21 protein-coding genes are annotated in these 24526 nt (G+C 44.8%); 3 read left to right on the forward strand and 18 right to left on the reverse strand.

The features are described from left to right. Positions 1–135: 135 nt before the first annotated feature. The 3 genes from EFA47_RS16095 to EFA47_RS16105 all read right to left on the reverse strand — a co-directional run bounded on the left by EFA47_RS16095 (position 136) and on the right by EFA47_RS16105 (position 3787). Positions 136–1215, reverse strand: coding sequence for a sugar ABC transporter substrate-binding protein (locus tag EFA47_RS16095; protein ID WP_122644171.1), 1080 nt, complete (start codon positions 1213–1215; stop codon positions 136–138). A gap of 75 nt (positions 1216–1290) precedes the next feature. After that, on the reverse strand, positions 1291–2271 hold the full coding sequence (locus EFA47_RS16100; RefSeq protein WP_122644172.1) for an ABC transporter permease: 981 nt from the start codon (positions 2269–2271) through the stop codon (positions 1291–1293). Position 2272: 1 nt separating this feature from the next. Further along, a complete protein-coding gene (locus EFA47_RS16105) occupies positions 2273–3787 on the reverse strand; it encodes a sugar ABC transporter ATP-binding protein (protein ID WP_122644173.1) in 1515 nt (504 codons plus the stop codon). Between the two features lie 313 nt (positions 3788–4100). Here EFA47_RS16105 and EFA47_RS16110 point away from each other — a divergent pair, with 313 nt between their 5' ends. Next, positions 4101–5210, forward strand: a complete 1110-nt coding sequence (locus EFA47_RS16110) for an ROK family transcriptional regulator (RefSeq protein ID WP_122644174.1) — start codon at positions 4101–4103, stop codon at positions 5208–5210. A gap of 92 nt (positions 5211–5302) precedes the next feature. On the opposite strand, the gene EFA47_RS16115 is transcribed toward EFA47_RS16110, so the two are convergent. From EFA47_RS16115 to EFA47_RS16135, 5 genes are all read right to left on the reverse strand, one after another. After that, positions 5303–6700: a SpoIIE family protein phosphatase gene (locus EFA47_RS16115; protein ID WP_122644582.1), complete on the reverse strand. Its 1398-nt coding sequence runs from the start codon at positions 6698–6700 to the stop codon at positions 5303–5305. 109 nt (positions 6701–6809) lie between these two features. Then, positions 6810–7148 (reverse strand): FtsB family cell division protein, encoded by a 339-nt coding sequence (locus EFA47_RS16120; RefSeq protein ID WP_122644175.1) that lies wholly within the window; start codon positions 7146–7148, stop codon positions 6810–6812. 62 nt (positions 7149–7210) lie between these two features. Next, a complete protein-coding gene (gene yabQ, locus EFA47_RS20520) occupies positions 7211–7531 on the reverse strand; it encodes a spore cortex biosynthesis protein YabQ (protein ID WP_164690039.1) in 321 nt (106 codons plus the stop codon). 8 nt (positions 7532–7539) lie between these two features. Then, on the reverse strand, positions 7540–7824 hold the full coding sequence (gene yabP / locus EFA47_RS16130) for a sporulation protein YabP (RefSeq protein ID WP_122644176.1): 285 nt from the start codon (positions 7822–7824) through the stop codon (positions 7540–7542). A 27-nt stretch (positions 7825–7851) separates the two neighbouring features. Beyond that, positions 7852–8076: a hypothetical protein gene (locus EFA47_RS16135; RefSeq protein ID WP_122644177.1), complete on the reverse strand. Its 225-nt coding sequence runs from the start codon at positions 8074–8076 to the stop codon at positions 7852–7854. A gap of 214 nt (positions 8077–8290) precedes the next feature. Between EFA47_RS16135 and EFA47_RS16140 the strand changes: the two genes are divergently transcribed. Both EFA47_RS16140 and EFA47_RS16145 read left to right on the forward strand, forming a co-directional pair. Next, positions 8291–10081: a cache domain-containing sensor histidine kinase gene (locus tag EFA47_RS16140; RefSeq protein ID WP_164690040.1), complete on the forward strand. Its 1791-nt coding sequence runs from the start codon at positions 8291–8293 to the stop codon at positions 10079–10081. Beyond that, positions 10078–11634 (forward strand): response regulator transcription factor, encoded by a 1557-nt coding sequence (locus EFA47_RS16145; RefSeq protein WP_122644179.1) that lies wholly within the window; start codon positions 10078–10080, stop codon positions 11632–11634. The genes EFA47_RS16140 and EFA47_RS16145 overlap by 4 nt, the downstream gene beginning before the upstream one ends. Before the next feature lie 206 nt (positions 11635–11840). On the opposite strand, the gene EFA47_RS16150 is transcribed toward EFA47_RS16145, so the two are convergent. The 10 genes from EFA47_RS16150 to iolC all read right to left on the reverse strand — a co-directional run bounded on the left by EFA47_RS16150 (position 11841) and on the right by iolC (position 24266). Next, complete coding sequence (locus EFA47_RS16150; RefSeq protein WP_122644180.1) at positions 11841–13166, reverse strand: alpha-L-fucosidase; 1326 nt, start codon at positions 13164–13166, stop codon at positions 11841–11843. Between the two features lie 95 nt (positions 13167–13261). Then, positions 13262–14086: a carbohydrate ABC transporter permease gene (locus tag EFA47_RS16155; RefSeq protein WP_235853276.1), complete on the reverse strand. Its 825-nt coding sequence runs from the start codon at positions 14084–14086 to the stop codon at positions 13262–13264. Beyond that, complete coding sequence (locus tag EFA47_RS16160) at positions 14083–14949, reverse strand: carbohydrate ABC transporter permease (RefSeq protein WP_122644584.1); 867 nt, start codon at positions 14947–14949, stop codon at positions 14083–14085. Before EFA47_RS16160 ends, EFA47_RS16155 begins: the two co-directional genes overlap by 4 nt. 81 nt (positions 14950–15030) lie before the next feature. Further along, positions 15031–16335 carry an ABC transporter substrate-binding protein gene (locus EFA47_RS16165; protein ID WP_122644181.1) on the reverse strand — a complete coding sequence of 435 codons (1305 nt, stop codon included), beginning with the start codon at positions 16333–16335 and terminating at the stop codon, positions 15031–15033. A 355-nt stretch (positions 16336–16690) separates the two neighbouring features. Continuing rightward, a complete protein-coding gene (gene iolG / locus EFA47_RS16170; RefSeq protein WP_122644182.1) occupies positions 16691–17716 on the reverse strand; it encodes an inositol 2-dehydrogenase in 1026 nt (341 codons plus the stop codon). Positions 17717–17752: 36 nt separating this feature from the next. Then, a complete protein-coding gene (iolE, locus tag EFA47_RS16175) occupies positions 17753–18652 on the reverse strand; it encodes a myo-inosose-2 dehydratase (RefSeq protein ID WP_122644183.1) in 900 nt (299 codons plus the stop codon). A gap of 122 nt (positions 18653–18774) precedes the next feature. Continuing rightward, entirely contained in the window at positions 18775–20295 is a 1521-nt protein-coding gene (locus EFA47_RS16180; protein ID WP_122644586.1) for a CoA-acylating methylmalonate-semialdehyde dehydrogenase, read from the reverse strand. Between the two features lie 169 nt (positions 20296–20464). Next, the gene (locus EFA47_RS16185; RefSeq protein ID WP_122644184.1) at positions 20465–21250 is read right to left on the reverse strand and encodes a 5-deoxy-glucuronate isomerase; all 786 of its coding nucleotides are present in this window, start codon (positions 21248–21250) and stop codon (positions 20465–20467) included. 36 nt (positions 21251–21286) lie between these two features. Further along, positions 21287–23218: a 3D-(3,5/4)-trihydroxycyclohexane-1,2-dione acylhydrolase (decyclizing) gene (gene iolD / locus EFA47_RS16190; protein WP_122644185.1), complete on the reverse strand. Its 1932-nt coding sequence runs from the start codon at positions 23216–23218 to the stop codon at positions 21287–21289. A 13-nt stretch (positions 23219–23231) separates the two neighbouring features. Beyond that, on the reverse strand, positions 23232–24266 hold the full coding sequence (gene iolC, locus EFA47_RS16195) for a 5-dehydro-2-deoxygluconokinase (RefSeq protein WP_122644186.1): 1035 nt from the start codon (positions 24264–24266) through the stop codon (positions 23232–23234). Between the last annotated feature and the right edge of the window lie 260 nt (positions 24267–24526).

Below are 24526 nucleotides of genomic sequence, written 5' to 3' on the forward strand. Positions count from 1 at the left end.
TTAAACTACAATATAAAATCTACTATTTTTACAAAAACTGCCCGGCAATTTATATTACCAGGCAGCCTGCTCCTTATTTATCTGTCCCTGTACAGATTTCCATCCCCACATACGGAAAATGACTGCAATAACTATCTATTCACTGAGCGATCCATCGTCTGTGATTTCTCCGTTGTCAATATAAATCTGAATATATTCCTGTACATTATCCTTATTAATCTCAGGAGCATCTACATAGTCATTTACATCTGTCACTTCCATCTCATCTTCCACAACCTTAGCTGCATATTCCATATTTTTCTTTGCCAGGTCTGCTGCTGACTGCAGCGCTGTTGACGTGAGAAGCCCTTCCTGGATCAGCAGGCATCCCTGAGCCGTGCCGTCAACCCCATATGCAAGGAAATTAGGCGTTCCATCCTCGTCTATATATTCCGGGTTATCCCTAATTGCTTCAATTGCACCCGCCGCCATATTATCATTCATGGAAATAATAGCATCAATATGGGTGCCCGACTGTACCCATGATTCCATGAGTGTCAACGCCTCATCGCTGTTCCAGTTTGCATAATCTTCATATAGGATCTTGACATCAGAGCGCTTATCAAAGAAATATTCTGTCCACGCCTCCCGTCTTTTATCTGCATGGAAGTTTCCAGACGGGCCGTTTAGCACAACAACATTTGCATTCTCCGGGATTTCATCTACAGCTCTGTCTGCACTTACCTTCGCCTGGGCAATTGGATCAGCATCCACTGTACCAGTACCCTCCATCACAGAATCATCGTCGCTTCCGTCCAGATCGCTTTGGTGGGTTGTGGGATTGGTTGTGATAACTGGTATTCCCGCGTCAATGAGCTGCTGTACATAAGGAGCCTGTGCCGCATTATTGTTAGACTGTACAATTACAAGATCATAATTTTTAGTCACACAATCCTCAAGTAATCCATTTTCTTTATTGTCATCCCCTTCGCCACTAACACATGTCAGCTCAATATTTTCATATTCCTCAGCCTCTTTCTTCATCTCCGTGGTTAGCCAGGCAGCAAATGTATCAGCACTGGCGCGGGCCACAAAGCACACTCGCTTTTTGTCTGCGGCTCCCCCTGATGACGCAGAATCCCCTGCCGAACCGCCCCCTTCACTTCCCGTACACGCTGCCAGTGATACTGTCATAATAACCGCCAGCAATAATGCACTAATTCTCTTTGCCTTCATAAACTTCTTCCTCCTTAAAATAAAATTTATTTACTTATCTCCCTGTATGCCTCACAGGCAGACTATGTACAAAAATTATCCCTTTTCAGCCCGGGCCTCTTTTACAATAATCACTTTGCGGGATTTTTTTGATTTACTTACCACATCAAAAGCAACCGCAAGGACAATAATTGCCCCCTCTATAATCTGCTGTATGTAAGCGTTCACTCCCAGCAGGTTCATGACATTTTCCAAAAACCCTATAATAAATGCGCCTGCAATAGTGCCGCTTACTGTCCCTATCCCCCCTGTAAAAGAAGTCCCTCCTACAATCGCTGCCGTAAGTCCGGTCATCTCGTATCCCACGGCGCCGTTTGGAAGCCCCGCATTGTTCCGCGCCATAAAGATCATCCCTGCCAGTCCAACCATAAGTCCATTTAATATATAGGAAATATAAATACTCCTCCTGGCATTTATCCCACTTGCTTCAGCCGCCGCCCTGCTGCCCCCTATGGCATACAGGCTGCGGCCATACCTGGTATTATTCACCAAATACCAAACAACGACAGTCACCCCGATTACAATAATAACTGGCACAGGTACAGGCCCGGCCATGCCTTGGCCGATTTTGACAAACCTGCCAAGCTGCAGAATATTCTGGCCTCCAGTAAAATACAGGGCCAACCCTCTTGCGGCCTGCTGCATGCCCAGAGTGGCTATGAACGCCGGTACATTAAATTGCCCTACAAAAACGGCATTTATAATATTACAGACTACGCCTGTCAAAAGAGCTGCCAGCAGCGCCAGGGCCATAGACTGTGTAGACTTAAAAACCGATACGGAGAAGACGCCGGCCAGGGCAAGCACGGAACCTACCGACAAATCCAGGAACCCGCTGATAATCAGAAGCATTTCTCCGTAAGCAATTAAAATGCCCACACAAAGCTGCCTAGTAACATTAATTAGATTACTGTACTGTAAAAAGTAGGGACTGATAAGGCTGCAGATAATAAATAGTACAATAAGAACGATAAAAATACTTAGTTTTTGCAAATAATGAGATGCTCTTGATTTCATATTAAACTCCTCCCGACGTATCCTCATTTACCAATCCGGCTGCATACTTCATAATGATTTCCTGTGCAAAGGCATCCCTTGCTATACAGCCGCTTATTTTCCCCTGGCACATAATATAAATTCTGTCGCACATGCCGATTAACTCCGGCAGCTCCGACGACACCATAATTACCGCTTTATTATCCTTCACAATATCTGTAATCAGCCTGTAGATCTCAAACTTGGCTCCCACGTCTATCCCCCTTGTGGGTTCATCCAATATCATGACGTCAGGGTCGCAGAGCATCCACCTTGACAAAAGTACCTTCTGCTGGTTCCCTCCCGATAAAGTGGATATAGCCGTATCCAGGGAAGGGGTTTTTACATTCATTTTCTTAAAGCTGTCCCTCACTTCTTCCCTTTCCTTTGTTTTATGTGCATACCCGCCGTAAATAAATCTCTTCAGACTGGCCAGGCTGGCGTTCTCGGCCACACTCCTAACCGGCACGATCCCGTCATCACGCCTGCTCTCTGAAAGCATGACAAGCTTGTTGGCAATACTATCCCGGGGACTTTTTATCTGCACCTCTCTGCCATCAATTTTCACGGAGCCTTTATCGTGGGGATCCAGTCCAAACACCGCCCTCATGGTTTCCGTCCGTCCAGCCCCCACCAGACCTGCAAAACCTACGATTTCCCCTTTCTTTACATAAAAATTAATGTCCTCAAATAAATCTGTCCTGGTAAAATTCTCTACCTCAAGGGCCATCCCGCCAATTTCTACCTCTTCCTTTGGATATACATTATCCAGCCTTCTCCCTACCATGCGCGCAATCACGGTATCTAGGTCAAGTTCCTCCGCACGGTCTGTAGATACAACCGTTCCATCTCTCAGCACAGTGATGTCATCCGCAATCCTAAAAACCTCTTCCATCTTGTGGGAAATATAAATAATCGAAACGCCCTGGGACTTTAGCTCTTCAATCTTTGCAAAAAGCTGCTCCACCTCTTTTGACGTGATAGAGGATGTAGGTTCATCCATTATAATAATCTGGGCATTATTTGTAATCGCCTTTATAATTTCCAGCATCTGAATATCTGAGACAGTCAGTGTTTTTAACTTCTGATCGGGAGAATAAGATAAGTTTTCTTCTTCCAGAAACTTTTCGGCCTCCCTCCTGACTTTTCTCCAATCCACCTTACCCCATCTATTTATAGGCAAACGCCCCAGAAAAAGATTTTCCTCCACAGACAGCTCCGGGACATAATTTAGCTCCTGGGCAATCATCGAAATCCCCAACTCCCCTGCCTGTATTGGATTCTTAATTTCCACAGGTTTTTCGTCTAAATAAATCTGTCCCTCATCAGCCTGATATAACCCCATAATAATCTTCATCAGAGTAGACTTTCCGGCTTCATTTTCCCCGCAGAGTGCGTGTACAGTTCCTTTGCGCACCGCAAAATCAATCCCACTAAGGGCCTTTACTCCTGGAAAGGACTTCTCCACTTTGCTGACACGCATTTTAATCTCATCCATCTCCTCACCCACTTTCCCTTTTTATAAAACACTATCCTTCCATAAATATCCTGTCTTTTTGTTTTTTAAAGTATAATCCCGCCCTCCACTTTTGTCAATATTTTTATATAAGTTTGTAAGTAGTATATCAAATTATCCAAGTGTTTTTGTACTTATTGCACTAATAATAATCAAATAATTCGTTTTTGTTATTAATTTATCAATAACTATTATAAAACCCTTATCATATCTTGTTAATTTCTTGACCAGCTTAAAAAAAACAGTTATCATAAGTATAACCTTACTTTAATCGTTCATAGAGGGAGGGATTGTTATGGATGATAGCCATGTGAATTCCAAAAGTCTGGGGGATATTTATCGGATAATTTATCAATATAAAGAATGTTCGCGGCAGGAGATAGCGGGCCTTCTGGGCATCAGCCTGCCAACTGTCACGCAAAACCTGACCCAGCTTAGAAACCTTGGATTTATATATAATGCGGGGAATTTTGAATCCACGGGAGGCAGGAAACCTACTATCCTGCGCTGTGTTCCAAATGCCAGATATGCCATGGGAATTGATATTACAAGAAACCATCTTTCTGTGGTAATTATCGATTTAGATTTGAATATTATTGCAGACAAAAGAATACGGGTTCCTTATAAAGAAACCCCAGAATATTTTAACACTATCCACACTGAAACAGAGGAAATGATACAGAAGCATATCCCTGACCGCTCCAGACTTTTGGGCGCAGGAATTTCCATGCCCGTCATTATTGGCTCAGACCAGAAATCAATTACTTATGCAACTGTTATCCAGGCTTCGCCCAATATTTACGAGAAGCTTTCCTCCGCTATTGATGCCCCAACTCTCCTCTTTAACGATTCCAATTCCGCCGGATTGGCTGAAAGCTGGCGCGCCCACTGCACCCAACCCATGATATACATTTCCCTGAGCAGCAGCGTAGGGGGGGCGAACATGAATAACCAGACAATCTATACCGGAGATAACTGGCGCGGATGCGAATTCGGGCATATGACCATCGTACCCAACGGTAAGCGCTGCTACTGCGGAAGATATGGCTGCTTGGACGCGTACTGCTCTTCCAATGTACTGGCGGACTTCACGGGAGGAGACCTAAAAAAATTCTTTGCACAGCTAAACCACAATAAAGGACTGCAGAATATTTTCAGCCAATATTTAGATCAACTGGCCATTGCAGTCAACAACCTTAGGATGTGCTATGACTGCAATATTGTCCTGGGGGGGTATGTAGGGGCATATATGGCTGAATATATCCATATTTTTAGAAAAAAGGCCATAAAACTGAATCCCTTTGAACAAGACGGATCTTTTATCCAAGTATGCCATTACCGCACAGAGGCCGCTGCCGTGGGAGCGGCAATCTATTATATTAACCAGTTTATCCAGGAGTTTTGATGAGGGAGTAAAGGCATGGACACAAAAGGGTCAGTCCCCTTTGCAAAGGGGACTGACCCTTTTGTCATCCATTTTCAGAATTTTCTCAAAATTCAACATTCCCAAATGCCTACTGCCAGCACTGTCATGTCATCCATCGGCGCCTCGCCAGTCCAGTTCAATACCTGCTCCAATATATGATGGGCCATCTCTTTCGGGTTATTCATTACAGTTCCCTGTATGATCGTTTCTAGCAGGATGTCCTGCTCCCCCACTGGAAGGGCATCCATAACGCCGTCAGTGACCATAATCACAAAGTCTCCATCTGAAAGCTGTCTTTTTACTGAATCTATTTCTATAGTATGGAGAACCCCGATAGGCAGGCTTGTGGAACTTAGATGCTCAACCTTGTCCCCTTTTTTAATAAAAGTGGACGATGCCCCGGCTTTTATCAGCTCACAGGTGCCTGTGTATAAGTCAAAAACACTCATATCAATGGTGGAAAAGTATATCTCCTCCCGGCCCATCACCAGCGTAGTGTTAATCATCTGGATCGCTGTTTTTTCGGGAAACCCGGCTTCAAGAAGCTCTTCAAGAAGCTCGATCACCAGTGTGCTCTCCCGGCACGCCCTTTCACCAGACCCCATCCCATCAGACAGGGCGATCCCCTGGCGTCCGCCCGGAAGTTCCAGCATCATAAAATTATCCCCGGAAATTTGGCTACAGCCTTTTCCGATCCTCGCCACCCCCTGGAGTGTATAGAAAGCAGGCCCTTCCATACATACAATAGTTGTATACTCTTTCCCAAGCATCTGGCTGTGGTTCCCCTCCAGGACAAACCGGCGCCCCATAACCTCCGAAACCCCCCGAACCAGTTCCTTTGTTGTCACACACTCATTTTGCATGGCACGGGCCGTAATATGTACCTCATACTTTCCTTCTCTGTTCATAAAAAAGTTGGTATAAAGCACCCTGATGCCTTTTCTTTTTAAATGGACACTGATCTTTTTCTCTAACCTTTCATCAGTAAACATACTATCTTCCATTTCCTTAGCAGTGCTTCTAATCATATCCGCAAATGTATCCATCTGCACTGCACACCCCTCCCGGCTCTGGGCAATCCTGTTAATCCACATCATGTTTTGCCTTGCATCGTGGAACGCCTCCAGCATTTCTCTCAAAAACCTGGGCGCCATAATGCATCTCTGCTGAAGCTTTCTTTTTGTCTCTGTATTCAGTTCATTCCCGTAACTGTCCACTGCTGAAAGGATTTCATACCCCATTTGGTATGTGTGTACAAAATTCTCCCCCCAGCACCAGCTGCACTTCTCACAGCGGCCGCAGACCTTTTCCTTTACCCTCTCAAACATTTCTTCAATTTCTTCATTGCTGAATGCCTTTTTCTTTTCTTCCAGTTTTAAAAATGTATGGGACAACTGCTTAAGAGAATCCGCAAACTTTTCTATCTGGGCCACATAGGGACTGGCGTGCAATACTTGTCCATCGTCCATGTCTACCTCTCCTATCCTGGTATATTCTCCCAGCATTTGCCGGGCAATCGGGTTAAAACACGACAAAAGCCCCAGGAATCCTCCTGGAGCTTATCTTTCGTAATCACCCTTAATCCACTGCCTTAAATATAATCTCGTCCGGATCCACAAGACCCAGCTTCTCCTCGGCAACTTCTTTGATGTATTCGTCTGTCTTGACATATTGTTCGTATTCTTTTATCTCTTCAGCGCGGGCCTTCTGCTCCTCTATCTGAGCCTGAAGCTCCGCCTCCTGCCGTATGTAATCCTTATTTTTTGCCTGAAGAGTCACCGCATTTACTGTCAATACACACAACAGTAAAACCAATATCATAGTAATCACCGCCATACTTCGCCGGTGATAACTAAAACCGGAACTCTTCCTGCGGCGTACACGCCGCTTCGGCCTCGTCCTTTTCTTATTCGTCATCTATACTCACCCAAATTATTATTATAACACCCTTACTTAATAAATTTATTCTATCGGTTTTTCTATTTTTTTTCAAGGACTTTCTTAATTTTCCTGAACAGTTTTTTTGCCGCCGAAAGGATAAAATTGGAAAATAGTATTCCACACACTACACCTAGAACAAAAAACCACCTAATACTACCATATGTAGTTTTATACATTTGCCAAAACAAATAAATGCTTACGGCAACCCAATATAAAAAATCTTCCAGGTTAATCAGGACAATGTGGTGCCTTATCAGACGGCGGAATACTCTCAGCGCCTGATAACTAAGCAGAACTACAATTCCTGACAGGGCAGCGTAAACAAAAATGAATGCCTCTTTACCAATCCCAAGCATCATAGGCAGCCCTACTTAAACAGCTTTCCAAAGAAATTTTCATTCTGCTTTCCTGACTGGCTCACACTAGAATAAGCGATGCTGTCGATATTACCAGAAAGATCCACCTCACCCTTCTCCACACTAAGGCGGTTTACATGCAGATCCGTACCCTTTACCATAAGCATGCCCTGCTCCGTCTCCAGAAGTATTTCATTTAAGTCGAAAGAAAGAACATCCAGTACCCCCGTAACCATACTTGTCTTTCTATTATTCACAACCAACTTATGCGCCTTGGCTATTTGCCGTTCTTCCATACACTTTCCCCCCTTCACTATGCTTTTCTATATATATGAAAGGTTGTTCGAGAATATACCTTTATTCTCGGCTTTAGCCGAGAACCCGCCCTTTAGGGCCTGTATTATGGGATGCCCTTTGGGTATACCTTTATTCTCGGCTTTAGCCGAGAACCCGCCCTTCAGGGCCTGTATTATGGGATGCCCTTTGGGTATACCTTTATTCTCGGCTTTAGCCGAGAACCTGCCCTTTAGGGTATAATTTGCGTGCATTTATATTTGCTTTCCTTTTATTAATTCCCCTTATATTGCAGGAATTTTCCTATGTTTCCAATAATCCATATTACTTTCCTCCCCATTTTATATGCGTGCAATTTTGATATACACATTTTTTGAGTGTTTTTATATTTTTTTACACACTTCACACACAAAATATACTATAATGATATACAGATATTTTATCTCTCAAATACCAGGAGGCGCTGTAATGTTTCGCAAATTAGATTTTCAGAAAAAACTTTTTATCAGTTTTTCTTTGATTCTTTTAATCGTACTTTTCCTCAGCGGCTATATCTTTGTCAATTATAATACCTCACTGCTCAAACAAAATATCGAGACTTCCAGTATGGATTCTCTTATTTCTATACAAAACCAGCTAGATGATGACCTGGCAGGCATGGACCAGATGCTCAAGGCTGTCCACTCTGCCTCCGAGTTTACAAATCTTGTCTTTTCAATAGAAGAAGGCGACCCTAACTATTTTGCCCGCCATCCCCTGGAGACAGATCTGGCACATTCTATTTTGATTTCCTATCTGACTGCCAGAAATGTCAACTCTACCTTTATCTATGTCAGCCAGTATTACGATTCTCTGAGGATCAGCAACTCTTCCCACAAGACACGCCTGCTCCCCAAACAGAGTATTGCGGTACTCCCCCAGATCAAGGAAGGCCTTAGCACAGACGAATACCAGCTCTATTACCCACCCCACGTGAATCCCTGGTCCGCGGTCTCTGAGTCTGTATATTCCGTCGTCCGCCCTATAAGGGATACATTTCATACATATGGAGTGCTGGAATACCAAAAGAACACAGAAGATTTGAACGAGCTTATCGAAAATGCTGCCGTCACTGACATCCAGCAGTTTTCTATTATGGGCGGGGACGGCGAGGTATATTATACATATAGTGATTCAGGGGAGAATGCCATTCTGGATCCAAAGCTTACAGAGAAGGTTATCAGCAATAAAAAAGGACTATATTATCTGGATAATTACACCTTGCTGTGCTATATCCGTTCGCCCCTGACAGGCTGGTCCCTCATAATAGAGAGGGATATCACCCCTCCTTTATCAGATATCAGCCGCTTTTCGCTCATTATTTATATATCCTATTTCCTTGCCCTTTGCATTCTGCTGCTATTCTTATATATTATAACCCGCAACCTGGCCAGGCCGCTGCGGACACTGAAAGACAACCTCTCTGTCCTGGAAATGGATCAGGATATCCATCTCCCAATGGCCAGCGGCAACAATGAAGTCACAATATTAACTGCTGCCATTGAAGAAATACTCAATAAGCTGCGGTTGCAGAACACACTGCTTATCACGGCCCGCAAGCGGGCCATGCAGGCACATTTTGAGGCCATGGAGGCACAGCTCAATCCCCATTTTCTATACAATACACTTTCAGTTATCGGCGCCTGCGGATTAGAATCCGGCAGCCGCACTGTACCCAAAATGTGCGCCGAGCTTTCCAACCTTTTAAGATACTCGATCACCTATACTCACAAGAATGTCCTGCTCCGAAATGAGATTAAAAATATACAAAGTTATCTATATATTATGAAAATACGATATGAACAAATGCTGGATTATACCTGGGAAATAGATGAAACACTTCTGGACTTAGAGGTTCCCAAACTTATTTTCCAACCCATTGTAGAAAACTGCTTTCAGCATGGTTTCTCAGATACGCCGCCTCCCTGGCACATCAAGATTAAAATCAGCCAGGACGGAACCAATTGGCACGGGGCTTTCAGCAACAACGGCACCCCCTTTGCAATAGACAAAATGGAATATCTGGAAAACCGCCTTCAATACTATAAGGACCATATGCACGAAGAGCAGGAAGCTGATTTTGCCTCAGGAAAAACAGGCTTTGGACTAGAGAATACGATTTTAAGACTCTACATCTATTATAAAGGCCTGGAAACCTTCCAGGTCTATAGAGAACCCCCGGACTACACGACCATAGAGATAGGAGGGCCACTGAAATGAAAAAGAAAATACGGATCATAATAGCAGAAGATGAACCCGTTATTTTAAGAGGAATTGTTTTAACTGTAACTCAGCTTTCCAGTGACTACGAAATTGCTGCTCTTTCCCAGAATGGTGCAGATGCCCTGGATAAAATACAAGACCTAAAACCCGATATTGTAATTACAGACATTAAAATGCCCGTCATGGATGGACTAGAGCTTATAGAATCCGCGTCAAAAGCCAGTCCTCATACTGTCTTTGTGATTCTGACAGGCTACGCTGAGTTTGAATATGCCAAACGGGCCATGCAGCTTCAGGTGGCTGATTATCTGTTAAAACCTGTAGATCCGGATGCCCTGGAAAACTTGTTGGAAAAATTGACGGAACAAATATTATCCAACTCAAAAAAGGATATACATGATTACCTCTGCCAGAATATTTACAGGGATTCCCCCCAGACTGTCAGCTATAATCCTTTAACAGGACAGTCACTCTACTTACTCTTTATTTTTTACGGCTCCATTACATCCAGTATGTACAACGAGCTGACCACCGGCAGCTTAATTGCCGGGGACAGACATTTAAATTCCTGTGATGGCTTAGATGTTGGCCCAGAAATACAAATAATCAATTTTAAAGGAAATTACCGGAATGAAGCTGTTTACGCAATCATATCCTCCCCTGAACATAATTTGGCAGCCAGGTCCGCGGCACAAAAAATCTACCGCAGCATCCTATGTGAAGATATCTTTATTAACAGTATCCTTTCACATGAAATCCGGGACGGACTTGATATCCCCTCCCATATCCGCAGCTGCTATCTGTTTGCCATCTCCCATATTCAGTTTGGAGAAAGCCAATTCTTCCAAAACCCTGCTGATGGCCCAGAGGAAACACTGTCAGTTTCTCCCAATGTGAAAGAACTGTCCAAGCTTCTAAAACCCGTCATGCACCTTTCGGATATCAGCCAGTTTTGCAGGGACCTGACAGCATTATGGGAAAACTCCCATGCCACACTGCTGCGCATTCAGACAGAGTTGCTGTTCGTCTTAAATAAAGCCATGTTAAAAATATCGGCACCCTTGGATATATATCCAGTGCCGGCTGAATTACTTGCTTCTTCTGCTTCTTACGAAGAACTGTACCAAAATTTATATTTGGAACTTGGAAGGCTATTTGCCCAGCAGGATGACGGGGCTCCCCTTCCCGGCATCCCCCATGCAAGGATCCTGGCGCAAAAAGTAAGAGATTATCTGGAACAGAATTACACCCGCCAGATTTCTTATAAAGATTTTACAGACATATTTGGATATAATGAAAAATATTTAAGTCTTATCTTTAAAGAAGAATTTGGAATATCCCCCAGTAAGTATATACTGGAACTGCGCCTGACATCCGCCAAAGAGCTCATGCGGCAAAACCCTGATATGCTCCTCAAGGATATTGCCAGGGCAGTAGGTTATGATGACCAGTTATATTTCAGCAGGGTTTTCAAAAATAGCGAAGGGGTTTCTCCTAAAAGCTACCAAAAATCTCTTTCCGCCAGCCCAAAAGTACTAGAGCAGGTCTGACCATCCGCTGTATCCGCCTGGCTGTCTGTCTTTGTGTTGTACCTCAGCTAAATGAAAGCAACGCAGCACTGCCCCCCCTGATAACCTTATCTGAGGCACGCCGCTGATCAAAAAGGACAGCCGGGTATATGGATAACTAAACCCGCTCTTGTATTTTGTCTCGCAGGAACAGATAATTTACAGTCCCCGCCCTTTCTTATTTTCCTCTACTGAGCTGCCAGGGAAAGCCTGAAGCCAAGCATCTGGTATCCGGTAGGATTCTCTGTGACCCTCAATAACATGCCATTTTTCTTTTCAGTACATTCAAATTGCACTCTCCCATCTAATGCCGTGACCCCATCTGCGGTTAAGCCGTCCACGAATACCTCTCTCCCTGGCTCCCTGCTTTCCATAAACAGGAACATATCTGTCCCTTTCCTCGTAAAAAATATAGGAATTCCATTGATTTCTTCATTTTCTCTGCTGCATCTGGTTCCATAAATTCCCTCTCCGTTTACCTGCAGCCATTTCCCGGCTTCCTTAAGCCTTTTCACCTGCTCTTGCGGTATAGTACCGTCAGCCTTTGGCCCAATATTAATCAAAAGGTTTCCATTATTGGACACAGTTTCCACCAGCAAATGGATCAATCCGTCCACGGAAATAATTTCTTCGTCGCCCTCCTGTGCATTATATCCAAAGGAAAGGCCCATCCCCCGGCACATCTCCCACTTTTCTCCCCTGCCTGGATTCCCCAGCTTATACTCTTTCGTTACATAATCATGGTATAATCCATTAAACCTGTCATTGACCACCCCGTCTTTAACCCGGTTATAATAGCGCGCCAGAAGAGAGGGGAGCATATGCGCGCCCTGCCTGGGCCATCCTATATCATTCCAGAAAATTGACGGTTCATACCTCTCTATCAGCTCCAGGCTCTGCCTGTAAGCATAGTCCGCATACTCAAAACTAGGGCATGCGTTATTAAAATTGTCCTCATCACAATATATAGCCTGGTCTGAAAACCTCCAGTCAATGATTCCTGAATAATAGGTCCCCATTTTCAGGCCATGCTCCCTGACCGCCCTGGCCAGCTCACCTGTAATATCCCGCTTCGGGCCTCTCTCCACAGAATTATAATGTGTATATTTGCTGGGAAAAAGACAGAAACCGTCATGATGTTTTGTCACCAGCACCACATACTTTGCCCCTGCCTGTTCAAAAACCTCCGCCCATTCATTAGGGTCCCATTTCTCGGCTCTCCACATATCTGCAAAGTTTTCATAAGAAAAATCCAGTCCATATTTTTTCTTATGATACTCATAAGTAGGCCCTTTCCCCACATGAACAGAATTATAGTACCATTCTGCATATGGATTATTGCAGAACCAGTTTTCATCCCCTGGAACCTCCCCCAGCTCCCAGGTTCTCGGGGCATATGCAGGCACTGAATACAACCCCCAGTGAATAAATATACCAAATTTATAATCCTCATACCACTGGGGTATCTGATGCCCCTTTACTGATTCCCATGTCCCTGAATATATTTTATCCATAATCATTCCCTCACTTTTCTAGTTAATAAAAAACTCTTTCAATCTCCCAGCTATAAATCTCTGGCCCGATATTTCTTATTCTGCCCTTATGCGGCCTATCCCTTCACGGCCCCAGCCGTCATGCCGGCTATAATATACTTCTGCGCAAATATGTAGACAAGAATAACAGGTATGGATATGAGAACCATGTCGGCGCAGACCAGATTCCAGCTCCTACTGTACTGGCCATAGAAGTTATATACAGAAAGGGGCAGCGTCCATTTGGAAGATGAATTTAACAAATACATAGGAATCTGCAGTTCATTCCATATCCACATGAAGTTCAGCACTGAAGTTGTGGCAAGTACTGGCTTTAAAAGAGGAAAAATCACCTGCACAAACAGTCTTCCTCCTTTGGCGCCGTCCATAACCGCCGCTTCATCCAGTTCTCTTGGTATTCCCTTTATAAAGCTGGTAAAAAGCATAGTAGAAAAGGGGATATATAATGCACTATAGACAAAGATCAATCCTGCATGTCCTCCATAGAGGCCCAGCCTCTTTAGAAGCTCAATTGTAGGCAGGGCGGCAAAGGGTGCAATAATGCCAAAGGTCATACATCTATAAATTATACGGCAAGGCCTGGTGTTCCTCCTCACAACCACATAACTGAGCATAGAAGTCAGTACAATCACAATCAGTACAGCAGAAACTGTGATAATACAGCTATTAATAAGAGAACGGAGCACATTCCCCTGCTCCCATACAGTCTTATAATTCTCAAACATCCACTCTTTCGGAAGAGAAATGTTCAAATAGCTGGCCTCGCCCTTTGTTTTAAAGGAGGTGAAAACTACCATTAAAATAGGATAAATAACCAGTATACTCAGCAGCCAAAGTACAATTTCCAAAATAAAGTTTGTCATTTTTGTTTTTTTACTCACTGTACATTTTCCCACCTTTCACTGAATTTCTGGTAAACAATTGCAACGGCAACTAAAATCACAGTAAAAACTAGGTTGATGGCTACGGACTGCGCATACCTGCCAGTGGACATTTCATTCATCATTAATGTGCCGAAAGTCTCTGTGTCATGCCCCGGGCCGCCCCCTGTCATTACGTATACGAGGTCGAACATCTTAAGGCCGTAAATCAGGCTGAACAAAATATTTACATTGACAGTAGGCATAATTAAGGGCAAGGTAATATTCTTAAATAAGCTCCACCCTGACGCCCCGTCAATTTTAGCCGCCTCTATATACTCATCAGAAACCGACTGCAGGCCTGCCAATGTAATAACAATTGCGTACCCAAGATTTCTCCAGACCTCTGCAATAGAAATTGCAAACACCGCTGTCCAACGGCTTCCCAGCCACTGAACTTTATCCATCCCCATAGCCTGGATAATTAAATTTACCGTGCCATTCCTAGTCTGGAACAGAGCGCTGAAAATAAGCCCAACCACAAGCGCCGAAAAAATAGCAGGTATGAAATATACGGTCCGTATGGCGTTTCTCGTTTTTAGCCTGCGGTTCAGTATCAAGGCAAATACAAACCCCAGAACTGTAACCACAATCGTTTTTACTCCTGCAAAAATAATCGTATTTATAAGCGCCACCGGCACTGTCCTATCACTGAATACTTCTATAATATTTTTAAACCCAACAAAACTCACATCCTGAACATATGAATTCCAATCTGTAAAAGCATACGCATAACCGATGGTTGATGGAATCACGAAAAAGATTATAAAAACAATGACAGGAATAATCAACATATAACGCGGATATATCTTTTTGGCATCCATAAGCATTTCCTTCCTGTTAATAACGAAGGCTGGCGGGCAAGCTGATATAAATAACATACCCTTTTCCCGCCAGCCCATTTTTTACTTGAACCCTTCTACATTTTGGGATGTAGCTACTTTAATACGTTCTTCATCCATCAACTTTAGACATTCTTTCACATCAATATTTCCTACCAGCAGTTCCTGTATACATTTTCCTCCATCGTTCTGAGAGAATCCGATAATCTCTGGATTGGCAATAGACGGGTTCCCTACTTTGGCGATGCTGTCCTCAGCCCCCTGGTACTGGGATGAAAGCTTATTTGTTGTCATCCCCTTGAAAGTGGGTGTAGTCGCAACACCGTCAAAGGCCTGGTTATAGTTATCTGGATCTGCACAGAAATTTACAAATTCAATGGCAGTATCTACGTGATCCCCATTTTTGTTTACCAACAAGAGAGAATTATTACCTCCTTCATAGGTCCCTTCTTCTGCGGTTCCCATAAAGATAGGCATCAACCCAAAGTCTTCGCTTGTATAATCATAGGATTCGCTGTCATAGTCTGTATCAAACCAAGTGTCCCAGCAGAATATCATAGCTGCTTCCCCTGTTCCAAGCACCTCACTGCTGTAATCCCATGTATCAGTTGCATAATCTTCTCCAAAATATCCTTTATCTGCGCTGGTCTTATACCATTCAAGGAGACTGTGCATTTCTGGAATATCTGAATAAGTCGTCTGGTTGCTGTTTATTTTCTCCAGCAGATCTCCCTCTGCAAAGATTGGATCCATCCCAAACTGATATAATAAAGGCCACGAGTCCGCCGCTGCCATGTAAATCGGCTGTATTCCCGCATCTAACAGTTTCTGGCACACAGTGTCAAATTCAGCCTGAGTTGCGGGAACCTCAAGTCCCTGTTCCTCAAAAATTTGTTTATTATAAAAACATCCGGAAACAGAGGATTCCCAGAATGGAAGTCCGTATACGACGCCATCCCTCATTGTCTGAGCCACAGAAGTGTCCGCAATATCATCCACCCATTCAGCATCAGTAAAATCCACAAAATTCTCTGCCGGATTATAAGCATCCAGGCTATACCCGCCAAAATGCATCAGTACATCAGGGATATCCCCGGTCTGAAACTTAGTCAGGCACACACTTTCAAAATTGCTGGCGTCGAGGCCCTGGACATCAATTTTGTTTCCCGTTTCCTCCTCATACAGTTCAAAAATTTTCTGCATATATGGCTTGGCTGCATCATCCGCATTCCCATAGAGGGTCAGCGTAACCCCGTCTTTTGAGGCCTGGCCTTTTGCGCCCTCCTCGCTGCCTCCTCCGCATCCAGTGACCGCTGTCGCCAACATAATTGCCGCCATAACTGCCGCCCAGATCTTTTTCCTTTTCATAATTTTTCCCTCCTTAATTTTTGATATCGTTATTATATACTTCGCATGTCGAAAGAAAAATAGAGAAAAAGAAGGTAATATATGGATAAAACTCATTTTTTAAAATCTATTTAATCGCACCCAAAGGGCACCCTCTAACACATGCTTTCCAGGCGGGAGGTTCGTGCTCCAAATTCTGTCAGTAAAAAGCGCCGGCTAATAGCTGACTAGAAAAAAATGCACAAAAATACGTCTTGTATAGGAGAGGGACTCCTCTGCAAGACGTACTTTTACTATAAATTTTATAAAACTGCCGCAGCCAAAAATCTTTGCGTGTTTTACCCCAGTCCTTTTAAACTAAAATAACAGACGAGCTTTATAAGCCTGAAGATTCTTCAATCTCTGAAATCTTTACAGGCCTATGCTCCAAAACAGACTTTTTTGCAGCCATACCCATCAGTACCGGTTTCAGTCCATCCTCTGCGCCGACGGGTGTCTCTGTGTCTTCCTCGATTGCCCTGACAAAGCACTCCATCTCCTTCGCAAAAGAATCCATATATCGTTCCAGGAAAAAATACAGCGGCTTTTGTCCCACTACCCCGCGGCTGTTACTCAGCACCATGGAAGAAGTTGTATCATTGGCAACCGCCGCCATGCCCCCAGACCCAAAAACCTCGGCCCTCTGGTCATACCCATAAACTGCCTTTCTGGAGTTATCAATAACTACAATGGCGCCGTTTTCCATTCTCAAAGTAATTACCGCTGTATCTACATCTCCCGCATCCCCGATTTTACTGTCCACCATCACTCCTGCTTCTGCATATACCTCCACGGCATCACACCCGGCCAGATAACGGGCCATGTCAAAATCATGGATGGTCATATCCAGGAACATCCCCCCAGATACTTTCACATACTCTGGTGAAGGAGGTTCCGGATCTCTGGACGTGATACGGATAATATGGGGAACTCCTACATCCCCATTTACCACGGCTTTCTGCACGGCCTCAAAATTGTGGTCAAATCTCCTGTTAAACCCAACTTGGTACTTCACACTGCTTTTCTCAAGGGCCATGAGTACTTTCTTGATTTTCTGTATGTCATGATCCACTGGTTTCTCACAGAAAACATGCTTGCCCGCTTCTATTGCTTCCATGGAGATAGAAGAATGTGTATCTGTGGAAGAACATATAAGTACCGCATCAATCTCCGGATCCTCAATAATCTCCTTATAATTTTTAGTAACACTGATATTGCCCATACTTTTTATCCACTCTGCGGTCTCATTATCCATAAATGGATCTGCAACTGTTTTGAGCACTGCATTTGAAACTCTAGTGCAAAGGCTGGCAGTATGTACTTTCCCAATACGGCCCGCGCCAATAATCCCTACTCTCACCATGTTATCCCTCTCCTTTTATTTCTTTAAACTGGCACCTTAAAGTCCCGTCTGCTCTCTGATAAATTCCCTGGCCTTTATTGCATACTCCAGCGGATCTGCTTTCTTCGGATCCTGTTCCGCCTCAACTACCATATATCCCTCATATCCATACTCTGCAAGTATCCTGAAAATAGGACTAAAGTCTATGCACCCATCTCCAGGCACAGTAAACGTCCCAAGCCTGACTCCATGGAGGAAGCTTAAATTTTCTCTCCGGACTTTTTCAACAACCTCTTTCCGTATATCCTTCAGATGCACATGTCTGATTCTATCTGCATATTTCTTGGCCATTTCCAGCGGGTCAACTCCACAATATGAGAAATGCCCTGTATCAAAAAGCAGGCTTACGTACTCTGTGTCTGTCCTCCCCATCATCTCACTGACCTCATCTGCATCCTGTACCACGGTCCCCATATGGTGGTGGAATGCAAGGCTGATTCCATAATCCTCCTGTGCGATTCTGCCCAGCCTGTCCAGTCCCCCACATAGCGTATCCCATTCCTTTTCATTCATCTTATATTTATGTCCAAAAATAGGGGTGCCCTGCTGCCCCTGTACGCTGTAGCTCTGTTCCGATACGCCAATAATTTTAGCTCCCATCTGTTTCAGAAATACAAGCTGTTCCCGGAAATCTTTCTCTACCTTCTGAAAGGGTTCTGTAAGCAGAAAGCAGGAAAACCATTGGTTACAAATTCCAAGTCCCCTCAGATCCAGGGCCCTTTTTAAAACGGCCGGATCTTTTGGATATTTATTCCCCACTTCACTCCCACTATACCCCGCAAGGGCCATCTCACTGACACACTGTTCAAAGGTGTTCTGGCCTCCCAAATCCGGCAGATCATCATTTGTCCATGCAATTGGCGCAATACCCAGACTTACTTTTTCTTTATCAAACATACCCGTTCCCTCCTGTATGCTTTTATATTTATATATCCCGCCCTAGAAACAAACCTAAACGGGCGTTTTTGCGCCCTTGGCCCTCCAGGCACATAGGAAGGGGCGCCCCAAAATACAGGGGATTAAATTGTTCCGTCCCATGTAGATACTTCTATAGATTTCTTCTCTTCTTCATCAAACCAATGGGTTGTCACAGTCTTAGATTCTGTAAAAAACCTGTATGCATCTTTTCCAAGGCAGTGCAGGTCTCCAAAGAAAGAATCTTTATGTCCTGAGAAGGGGAAGAAACCAACCGGCACCGGGATTCCCACATTGACGCCTACCATGCCCCCATCTGTGTGTCTTGTAAACTCCCTCGCAAAGTATCCGCTCTGGGTATATATTACAGAACCATTTGCATATGGATTGGCATTCATAATCGCCAGTCCTTCCTCAAAGGTCTTGCACCGCTTCACACAGAGAACCGGGGCAAATATTTCTTCACTTCCAATGCTCATCTTTTCTGTCACATGGTCAAAAATTGTTGGCCCCACAAAATACCCATCTTTCATATCCTCAGGAAGTTCCGGGTTTCTCCCGTCCAGAATCAAGTCGGCGCCCTCATCCACCCCTTTTTGGATATCCCTGATTACCTCCTCATAGTGTTTAGCGTAAGTAATTGGCCCCAGGGTTTTCGAACCCTTTGGATGGGAGCGGTCATAAGCCTTTGTGAGGACAATCTGTTTTGCCTGCTTTACTAACTCTTCCACAAACCTGTCGGCAATGGCCTCCTCCACGACAACACAGCTTAAAGCCATGCATCTCTGGCCAGCACATCCAAAAGCTGAATTTATGACCCCTGCCGCGGTCCGTTGGAGAGCACAGTCAGCCATCACCAGAGCATGGTTTTTAGCCTGGCACAGAGCCTGTGCACGTTTGCCGGAGGCTGCCGCCCTCTGGTATACAGATTTTCCCACAGGGGTAGACCCCACAAATGAAATACCTTTGATATCTGGATGGTTCAGCAGAAGGTCTACTTCATTTCTGGAACAAGTAATTACATTGAGTACTCCATCGGGAACCCCGGCCTCTTTATAAATAGCTGCCAATTTCAGCGCAGTTCTGGGTGTAAAAGAAGCCGCCTTTAAAACCAGAGTATTTCCCGTTGCAATACAAGTGGGAGCCATCCATCCGAAAGGAATCATAGCCGGAAAATTAACCGGGGCAATCCCAGCAAATACGCCCAGGGGTTCCCTATATTTCACTGTATCATATCCTTTTGAAGCATCCATCATGGACTCCCCCATCATAAGGGACGGCACCTGGGTGGCAAGTTCTGTCCCCTCTTTTGCCTTAGCCACATCTCCGTCCGCCTCGCCCCATGTTTTTCCGTTTTCCTCTGCCACAGTATAGGTTAACTCCTCATAGTCCCTTATAATCAGCTCCCGCACTTTGTACATAATCTGGGCCCTCTTTAAGGCCGGTGTGCCGCTCCACCCTGGAAAGGCCGCCTTTGCCGCCTGCACTGCCGCCTCCACCTCCTCCTCTGTACAGCATGGCGCCTGGCCAGTGATTTCACCGGTAGATGGATTATGTAAATCATACCAGACATCTGTTTTGGACTCTACAAAGGCACCGTTAATAAATACTTTTAATTTTTCCATTTTTATTTCCTCTCTTTCGTCACATTTTTTATTTCCGCGGGCAACCAGCCAAGCGGACATGTTTACATGTCCATTTGGCGGCTGCCGCGAGAGTCTAAGACCCCGATGTTACACCGCCGCTAGTGGAATGCCCCATATGCTTGCATCGGGATCTTTGTCTCCCACAATCCTAAAATACAGCGTCATGCATCCATATATAACGTCCATCCTCACAGCGGTCAGTCTGCAGCCAGGGATTCCCTTCTATATGCCGGATCATCCAGCAGGTGTACATTTGAAATCCGGGCGCCACGGCCTGGGGGTGAAGTTCCCCGCCTGGTATTGCCGAAAAGCTGTTATTGACACTTTTAAATACCTGATCCCCTACAAAACTTGCCCCAAATCCCTCCGGCCTGTCAAACTTAAACAGATATGCCTCCGGCTGGGGATGCCTGTGGGGCAAATATCCAGACCAATTCCCCCTGTCGTTTAACACTTCTCCCAAAACCATATTGGATTTTGGACATATATCGTGATCAAATATAGTATTTACACGCCGTTTTGCCACATTTCCAAATTTTCCCACGCAGGAATATCCCCATGGGGCGTCATCCGGTCCATACAGACGGCTCGGGAACTCCCTCATATTATGTGTGCACTGTACCAGAATCTCTGTATCTTCCCCGGCAAGAACAGTGGCTTTAGCGCCCCGGCATACATGAAGGCACCACGGCCCTTCCGTGAATACATCCCGCCTGCTGACAGTCCCTGCCTGCCCCTCCCATGTATACGTAACTCTGCCCGAAAGCAGGAGGATGGCTGTCTCCTCCGCCTCCTTGTAAAATCTCCTCTTTTCCCCTCCTTTCATGCTGTATACACGGATATCCATCATCATTGCTTTATATTCATTATCATAAGTAGTAAGTACCATTTCTCCGGCTTCATCAAACCGGGGATAGCCAAATACTTTGTCCATATAGACCTGCCTCCAATTTTTACTGGCACGCCAGCATTAATAATCTCTCGCTTCTTTTCTTCCCTCCAGAACGCCTTTACATGCTTTTCTTACAGACTCTTTCACAGATGTAGTGGCTATTCCCACGTTCCACCATGACTCATAGCCTTCCGTCATTGTCTTGGGAATGACTTTTAAATCAAACAGACATGCTATGTCCTGTTTCTTAGCATCTTCCAGGGCTTCTTCCAATTGTAATATTGTTTTACAGGTATAAGCTTTTAAGCCATATCCCTCGCCGATTTTTGCATAATCCACCGGAATCAGATCACCGCAGGGCGTTTTTCCGTCTGTATAGCGGAACTCTGTAGCCATACTTCCAATTCCATGGTTCATTTCCAGATTATTTATACATCCAAACCCACAATTATCAAAAATCAGTATATTTACTTTTTTTTGCTCCTGCATAATTGTCATAATCTCACTGTGGAGCATTTGGAAACTGGCATCCCCCACGACGCAATATACTTCTCTGTCCGGCTCGGCAAATTTAACCCCTAATGTAGCCGCCACCTCATATCCCATACAGGAATACCCGTACTCGGCATGGTAAGCGCCCCTTTGGTCTGTGGTCCATACTCGCTGCATACAGCTGGGGAGGGATCCCCCTGCCGTAACAATAATAGAATCATCGGCGATCACCCTGCGTATCGCTGCAAGAGCTGCCGTCTGAGTAATTTTTCCTCCCGTCAGCCTTACAAACTCAGGAATCGTCCTGGGATCCCGGGCCTTGACCATGGGTTCAAAATCTTCCCCTGTATAGGAAATCTCCGCCAGCCGCTTCATCTCCTGACCCCAAATGCGTTTTGCATTTTCGATTTCCCCTGTGTAGGAAGACCTATACTTCCGCTCTCTCAGTTTTCCCGCCAATGCCTCTACAGTGACTCTGGCATCCCCCACAGCCTTGACCGCGTCCATCTTATTTGCGTGGAATTTACTTACATTGATGGTCACAAACTGTACATCATCCCGTTTAAATAACCTTTTTGACCCAGTAGTAAAATCCGATAGCCTGGAACCAATGGCAATCACCACATCCGCATCTCTGGCAAGAATATTGGAGGCGTAAGTTCCCGTCACGCCAATCCCTCCCAGGCAGTATGGATGCCCTGACCTGCAGGCACTTTTTCCACCCTGGCTCTCCCCAAAAGGAATGGCAAACTCCTGGCAAAAGTTTTCCACCGCCTCCCCAGCCTCTGAGTAACGGACTCCTCCTCCTACCACCACCAAAGGCTTCTTAGCTTTGGCTATGACGTTCGCAATATCTTCCAGTTCTTCCTCCACTGCCAGCGGCCTAGTAATTCTGTGCACACGTTTTTTAAAGAAATACTCAGGATAATCAAAAGATTCTCCCTCTACATCCTGGCAAAGTGCAATACAGCACGCTCCCGTTTCCCCTGGATCCGTCAATACCCGCATAGCGTTAATAAGAGCTGTCATAATCATTTCCGGCCTGGTAATTCTGTCCCAATATTTACATACAGGCTTAAATGCATCGTTAGTCGTGACGGCCAGGCTGCTGCTCTGCTCTAATTGCTGCAATACCGGGTCTGGCTGCCTGGATGCAAATGTATCCGCGGGGAATACTAGCAGGGGAATATTATTTACTGTGGCTGTTGCACATGCCGTCACCATATTGGCCGCCCCCGGCCCTACAGAAGATGCACAGGGTATAATTTTCTTCCGGTTGGACTGTTTGGCAAAGGCTGTGGCCACATGGCACATTCCCTGCTCATTCCTCCCCTGCAGGACTCTCAGTGATCCCGGGTTACTATCCAGCGCTTCGCCTAAGCCTACCGCAATCCCGTGTCCAAAAATCGTGAAAAATCCCTCCACAAATTTTGTCTCTCGTCCATCCATAGACACATACTGGCTGTCAAGAAATTTTACAATTGCCTGGGCAACTGTCATACGTATTGTTTTTTCCATACCCTGCATCCCCCTACACCCTGGCCAGCATTTCACCAAATTTTTCTTTTTCTTCCTTAATAAATGTATGCACTTCATCTGTCCAGGGAAGAGACTCAGAACAATTGTTGCTCCTCACCATCATAGACGCCTCCGCGGAACCAAATTCCAGACAGTCAATCATCTCCCACCCCTGGTATAACCCATAAAGGAAACCCGCGCCATAGCCGTCTCCGCCGCCAAAACTCTTCCTCGCCTCCACCGGGAAAGGTTTTATACTAAAGGACTGTCCGTCCGATGTATATGCGGCAGATCCTTTCATCCCATGCTTGATCACCACAATCTCTGCATGGTGCCCATGCCATACAGCCGCGCTCTCCACATCTGTCATGCCTGGCCTGATCAGTTTCTCAGTAAGGTCAAACTCCTCCCTGGATCCCATAATAATATCCGCCTCTTTTGCAACTATACTATAATAAATAGAGATCTCATCGCTGCCAGTCCAGTTATATTCTCTATAATCAATATCAAAAATAATCTTCGTATTATTTTTCCTGGCAAGCATCACCGCTTTAAGCGCCGCCTCCCTGGACGGACTTTCTGCAAGAGCCGTCCCGGAGACAAGAAGGGCCTTTGACTTCCGGATATACTCTTCATCTATATCGTCTACATGAAGCTGAAGATCCGCGATGCAATTGCGGTACATTAATATATGGCTCTCCCTGTCAGAAAGCATCTCTGTGAATGTAAGCCCTAATTTCTCGCCTCCTGTACAGCGGGTTACGTGTGAAGTATCAATTCCCTGCCCCTTAAAATACTCTGTCACAAAGTCACCAAACTGGTCGTCTGACACCTTTCCCAGGAACCCTGCTTTCAGTCCGTGCCTGGTAACACCCACGGCAATATTAGCCGGGGAGCCGCCTACAAATTTTTCAAATGTATGTACATCTTTCAGCGGTTTAAATTCTTCTTTTACCTGGTCGTTGTACGCCGGATTAAAATCAATGGCAATTCTCCCCAAAAGCACCAGATCCATGGGCCTGGATGTATCGAATTCTACATATTTCATATACCCGTCTCCTTTACTGTCATTTACACATTTAGCACGCAGCGTGCTTTACTATTTTTTATCTTAATCACATATTAGCACACATTTTATTTGCGTGCAATACTATTTTCCAATTTATTTTTTAGGGTTTTCCTAAACAGCCAATTTAGAAAACTGCTATAATATGACGGCAAACTTTATTGCATAAAAAAAAGAGGCGCCTCCGCCGGAAACGTCCTCTCTGCCCCTCCTATATTTGTTATACATACCGCTGCCAGCTT

Origin of the sequence: Luxibacter massiliensis (assembly GCF_900604355.1) — a bacterium.
In the GTDB taxonomy this organism is placed as follows: domain Bacteria; phylum Bacillota; class Clostridia; order Lachnospirales; family Lachnospiraceae; genus Luxibacter; species Luxibacter massiliensis.

Coding starts and splice junctions, on each gene's coding strand:
- EFA47_RS16095 (WP_122644171.1), bottom strand. CDS start 1,215: ATGAAGGCAAAGAGAATTAGTGCATTATTGCTGGCGGTTATTATGACA.
- EFA47_RS16100 (WP_122644172.1), bottom strand. CDS start 2,271: ATGAAATCAAGAGCATCTCATTATTTGCAAAAACTAAGTATTTTTATC.
- EFA47_RS16105 (WP_122644173.1), bottom strand. CDS start 3,787: ATGGATGAGATTAAAATGCGTGTCAGCAAAGTGGAGAAGTCCTTTCCA.
- EFA47_RS16110 (WP_122644174.1), top strand. CDS start 4,101: ATGGATGATAGCCATGTGAATTCCAAAAGTCTGGGGGATATTTATCGG.
- EFA47_RS16115 (WP_122644582.1), bottom strand. CDS start 6,700: ATGGACGATGGACAAGTATTGCACGCCAGTCCCTATGTGGCCCAGATA.
- EFA47_RS16120 (WP_122644175.1), bottom strand. CDS start 7,148: ATGACGAATAAGAAAAGGACGAGGCCGAAGCGGCGTGTACGCCGCAGG.
- yabQ (WP_164690039.1), bottom strand. CDS start 7,531: ATGATGCTTGGGATTGGTAAAGAGGCATTCATTTTTGTTTACGCTGCC.
- yabP (WP_122644176.1), bottom strand. CDS start 7,824: ATGGAAGAACGGCAAATAGCCAAGGCGCATAAGTTGGTTGTGAATAAT.
- EFA47_RS16135 (WP_122644177.1), bottom strand. CDS start 8,076: ATGCACGCAAATTATACCCTAAAGGGCAGGTTCTCGGCTAAAGCCGAG.
- EFA47_RS16140 (WP_164690040.1), top strand. CDS start 8,291: ATGTTTCGCAAATTAGATTTTCAGAAAAAACTTTTTATCAGTTTTTCT.
- EFA47_RS16145 (WP_122644179.1), top strand. CDS start 10,078: ATGAAAAAGAAAATACGGATCATAATAGCAGAAGATGAACCCGTTATT.
- EFA47_RS16150 (WP_122644180.1), bottom strand. CDS start 13,166: ATGGATAAAATATATTCAGGGACATGGGAATCAGTAAAGGGGCATCAG.
- EFA47_RS16160 (WP_122644584.1), bottom strand. CDS start 14,949: ATGGATGCCAAAAAGATATATCCGCGTTATATGTTGATTATTCCTGTC.
- EFA47_RS16165 (WP_122644181.1), bottom strand. CDS start 16,335: ATGAAAAGGAAAAAGATCTGGGCGGCAGTTATGGCGGCAATTATGTTG.
- iolG (WP_122644182.1), bottom strand. CDS start 17,716: ATGGTGAGAGTAGGGATTATTGGCGCGGGCCGTATTGGGAAAGTACAT.
- iolE (WP_122644183.1), bottom strand. CDS start 18,652: ATGTTTGATAAAGAAAAAGTAAGTCTGGGTATTGCGCCAATTGCATGG.
- EFA47_RS16180 (WP_122644586.1), bottom strand. CDS start 20,295: ATGGAAAAATTAAAAGTATTTATTAACGGTGCCTTTGTAGAGTCCAAA.
- EFA47_RS16185 (WP_122644184.1), bottom strand. CDS start 21,250: ATGGACAAAGTATTTGGCTATCCCCGGTTTGATGAAGCCGGAGAAATG.
- iolD (WP_122644185.1), bottom strand. CDS start 23,218: ATGGAAAAAACAATACGTATGACAGTTGCCCAGGCAATTGTAAAATTT.
- iolC (WP_122644186.1), bottom strand. CDS start 24,266: ATGAAATATGTAGAATTCGATACATCCAGGCCCATGGATCTGGTGCTT.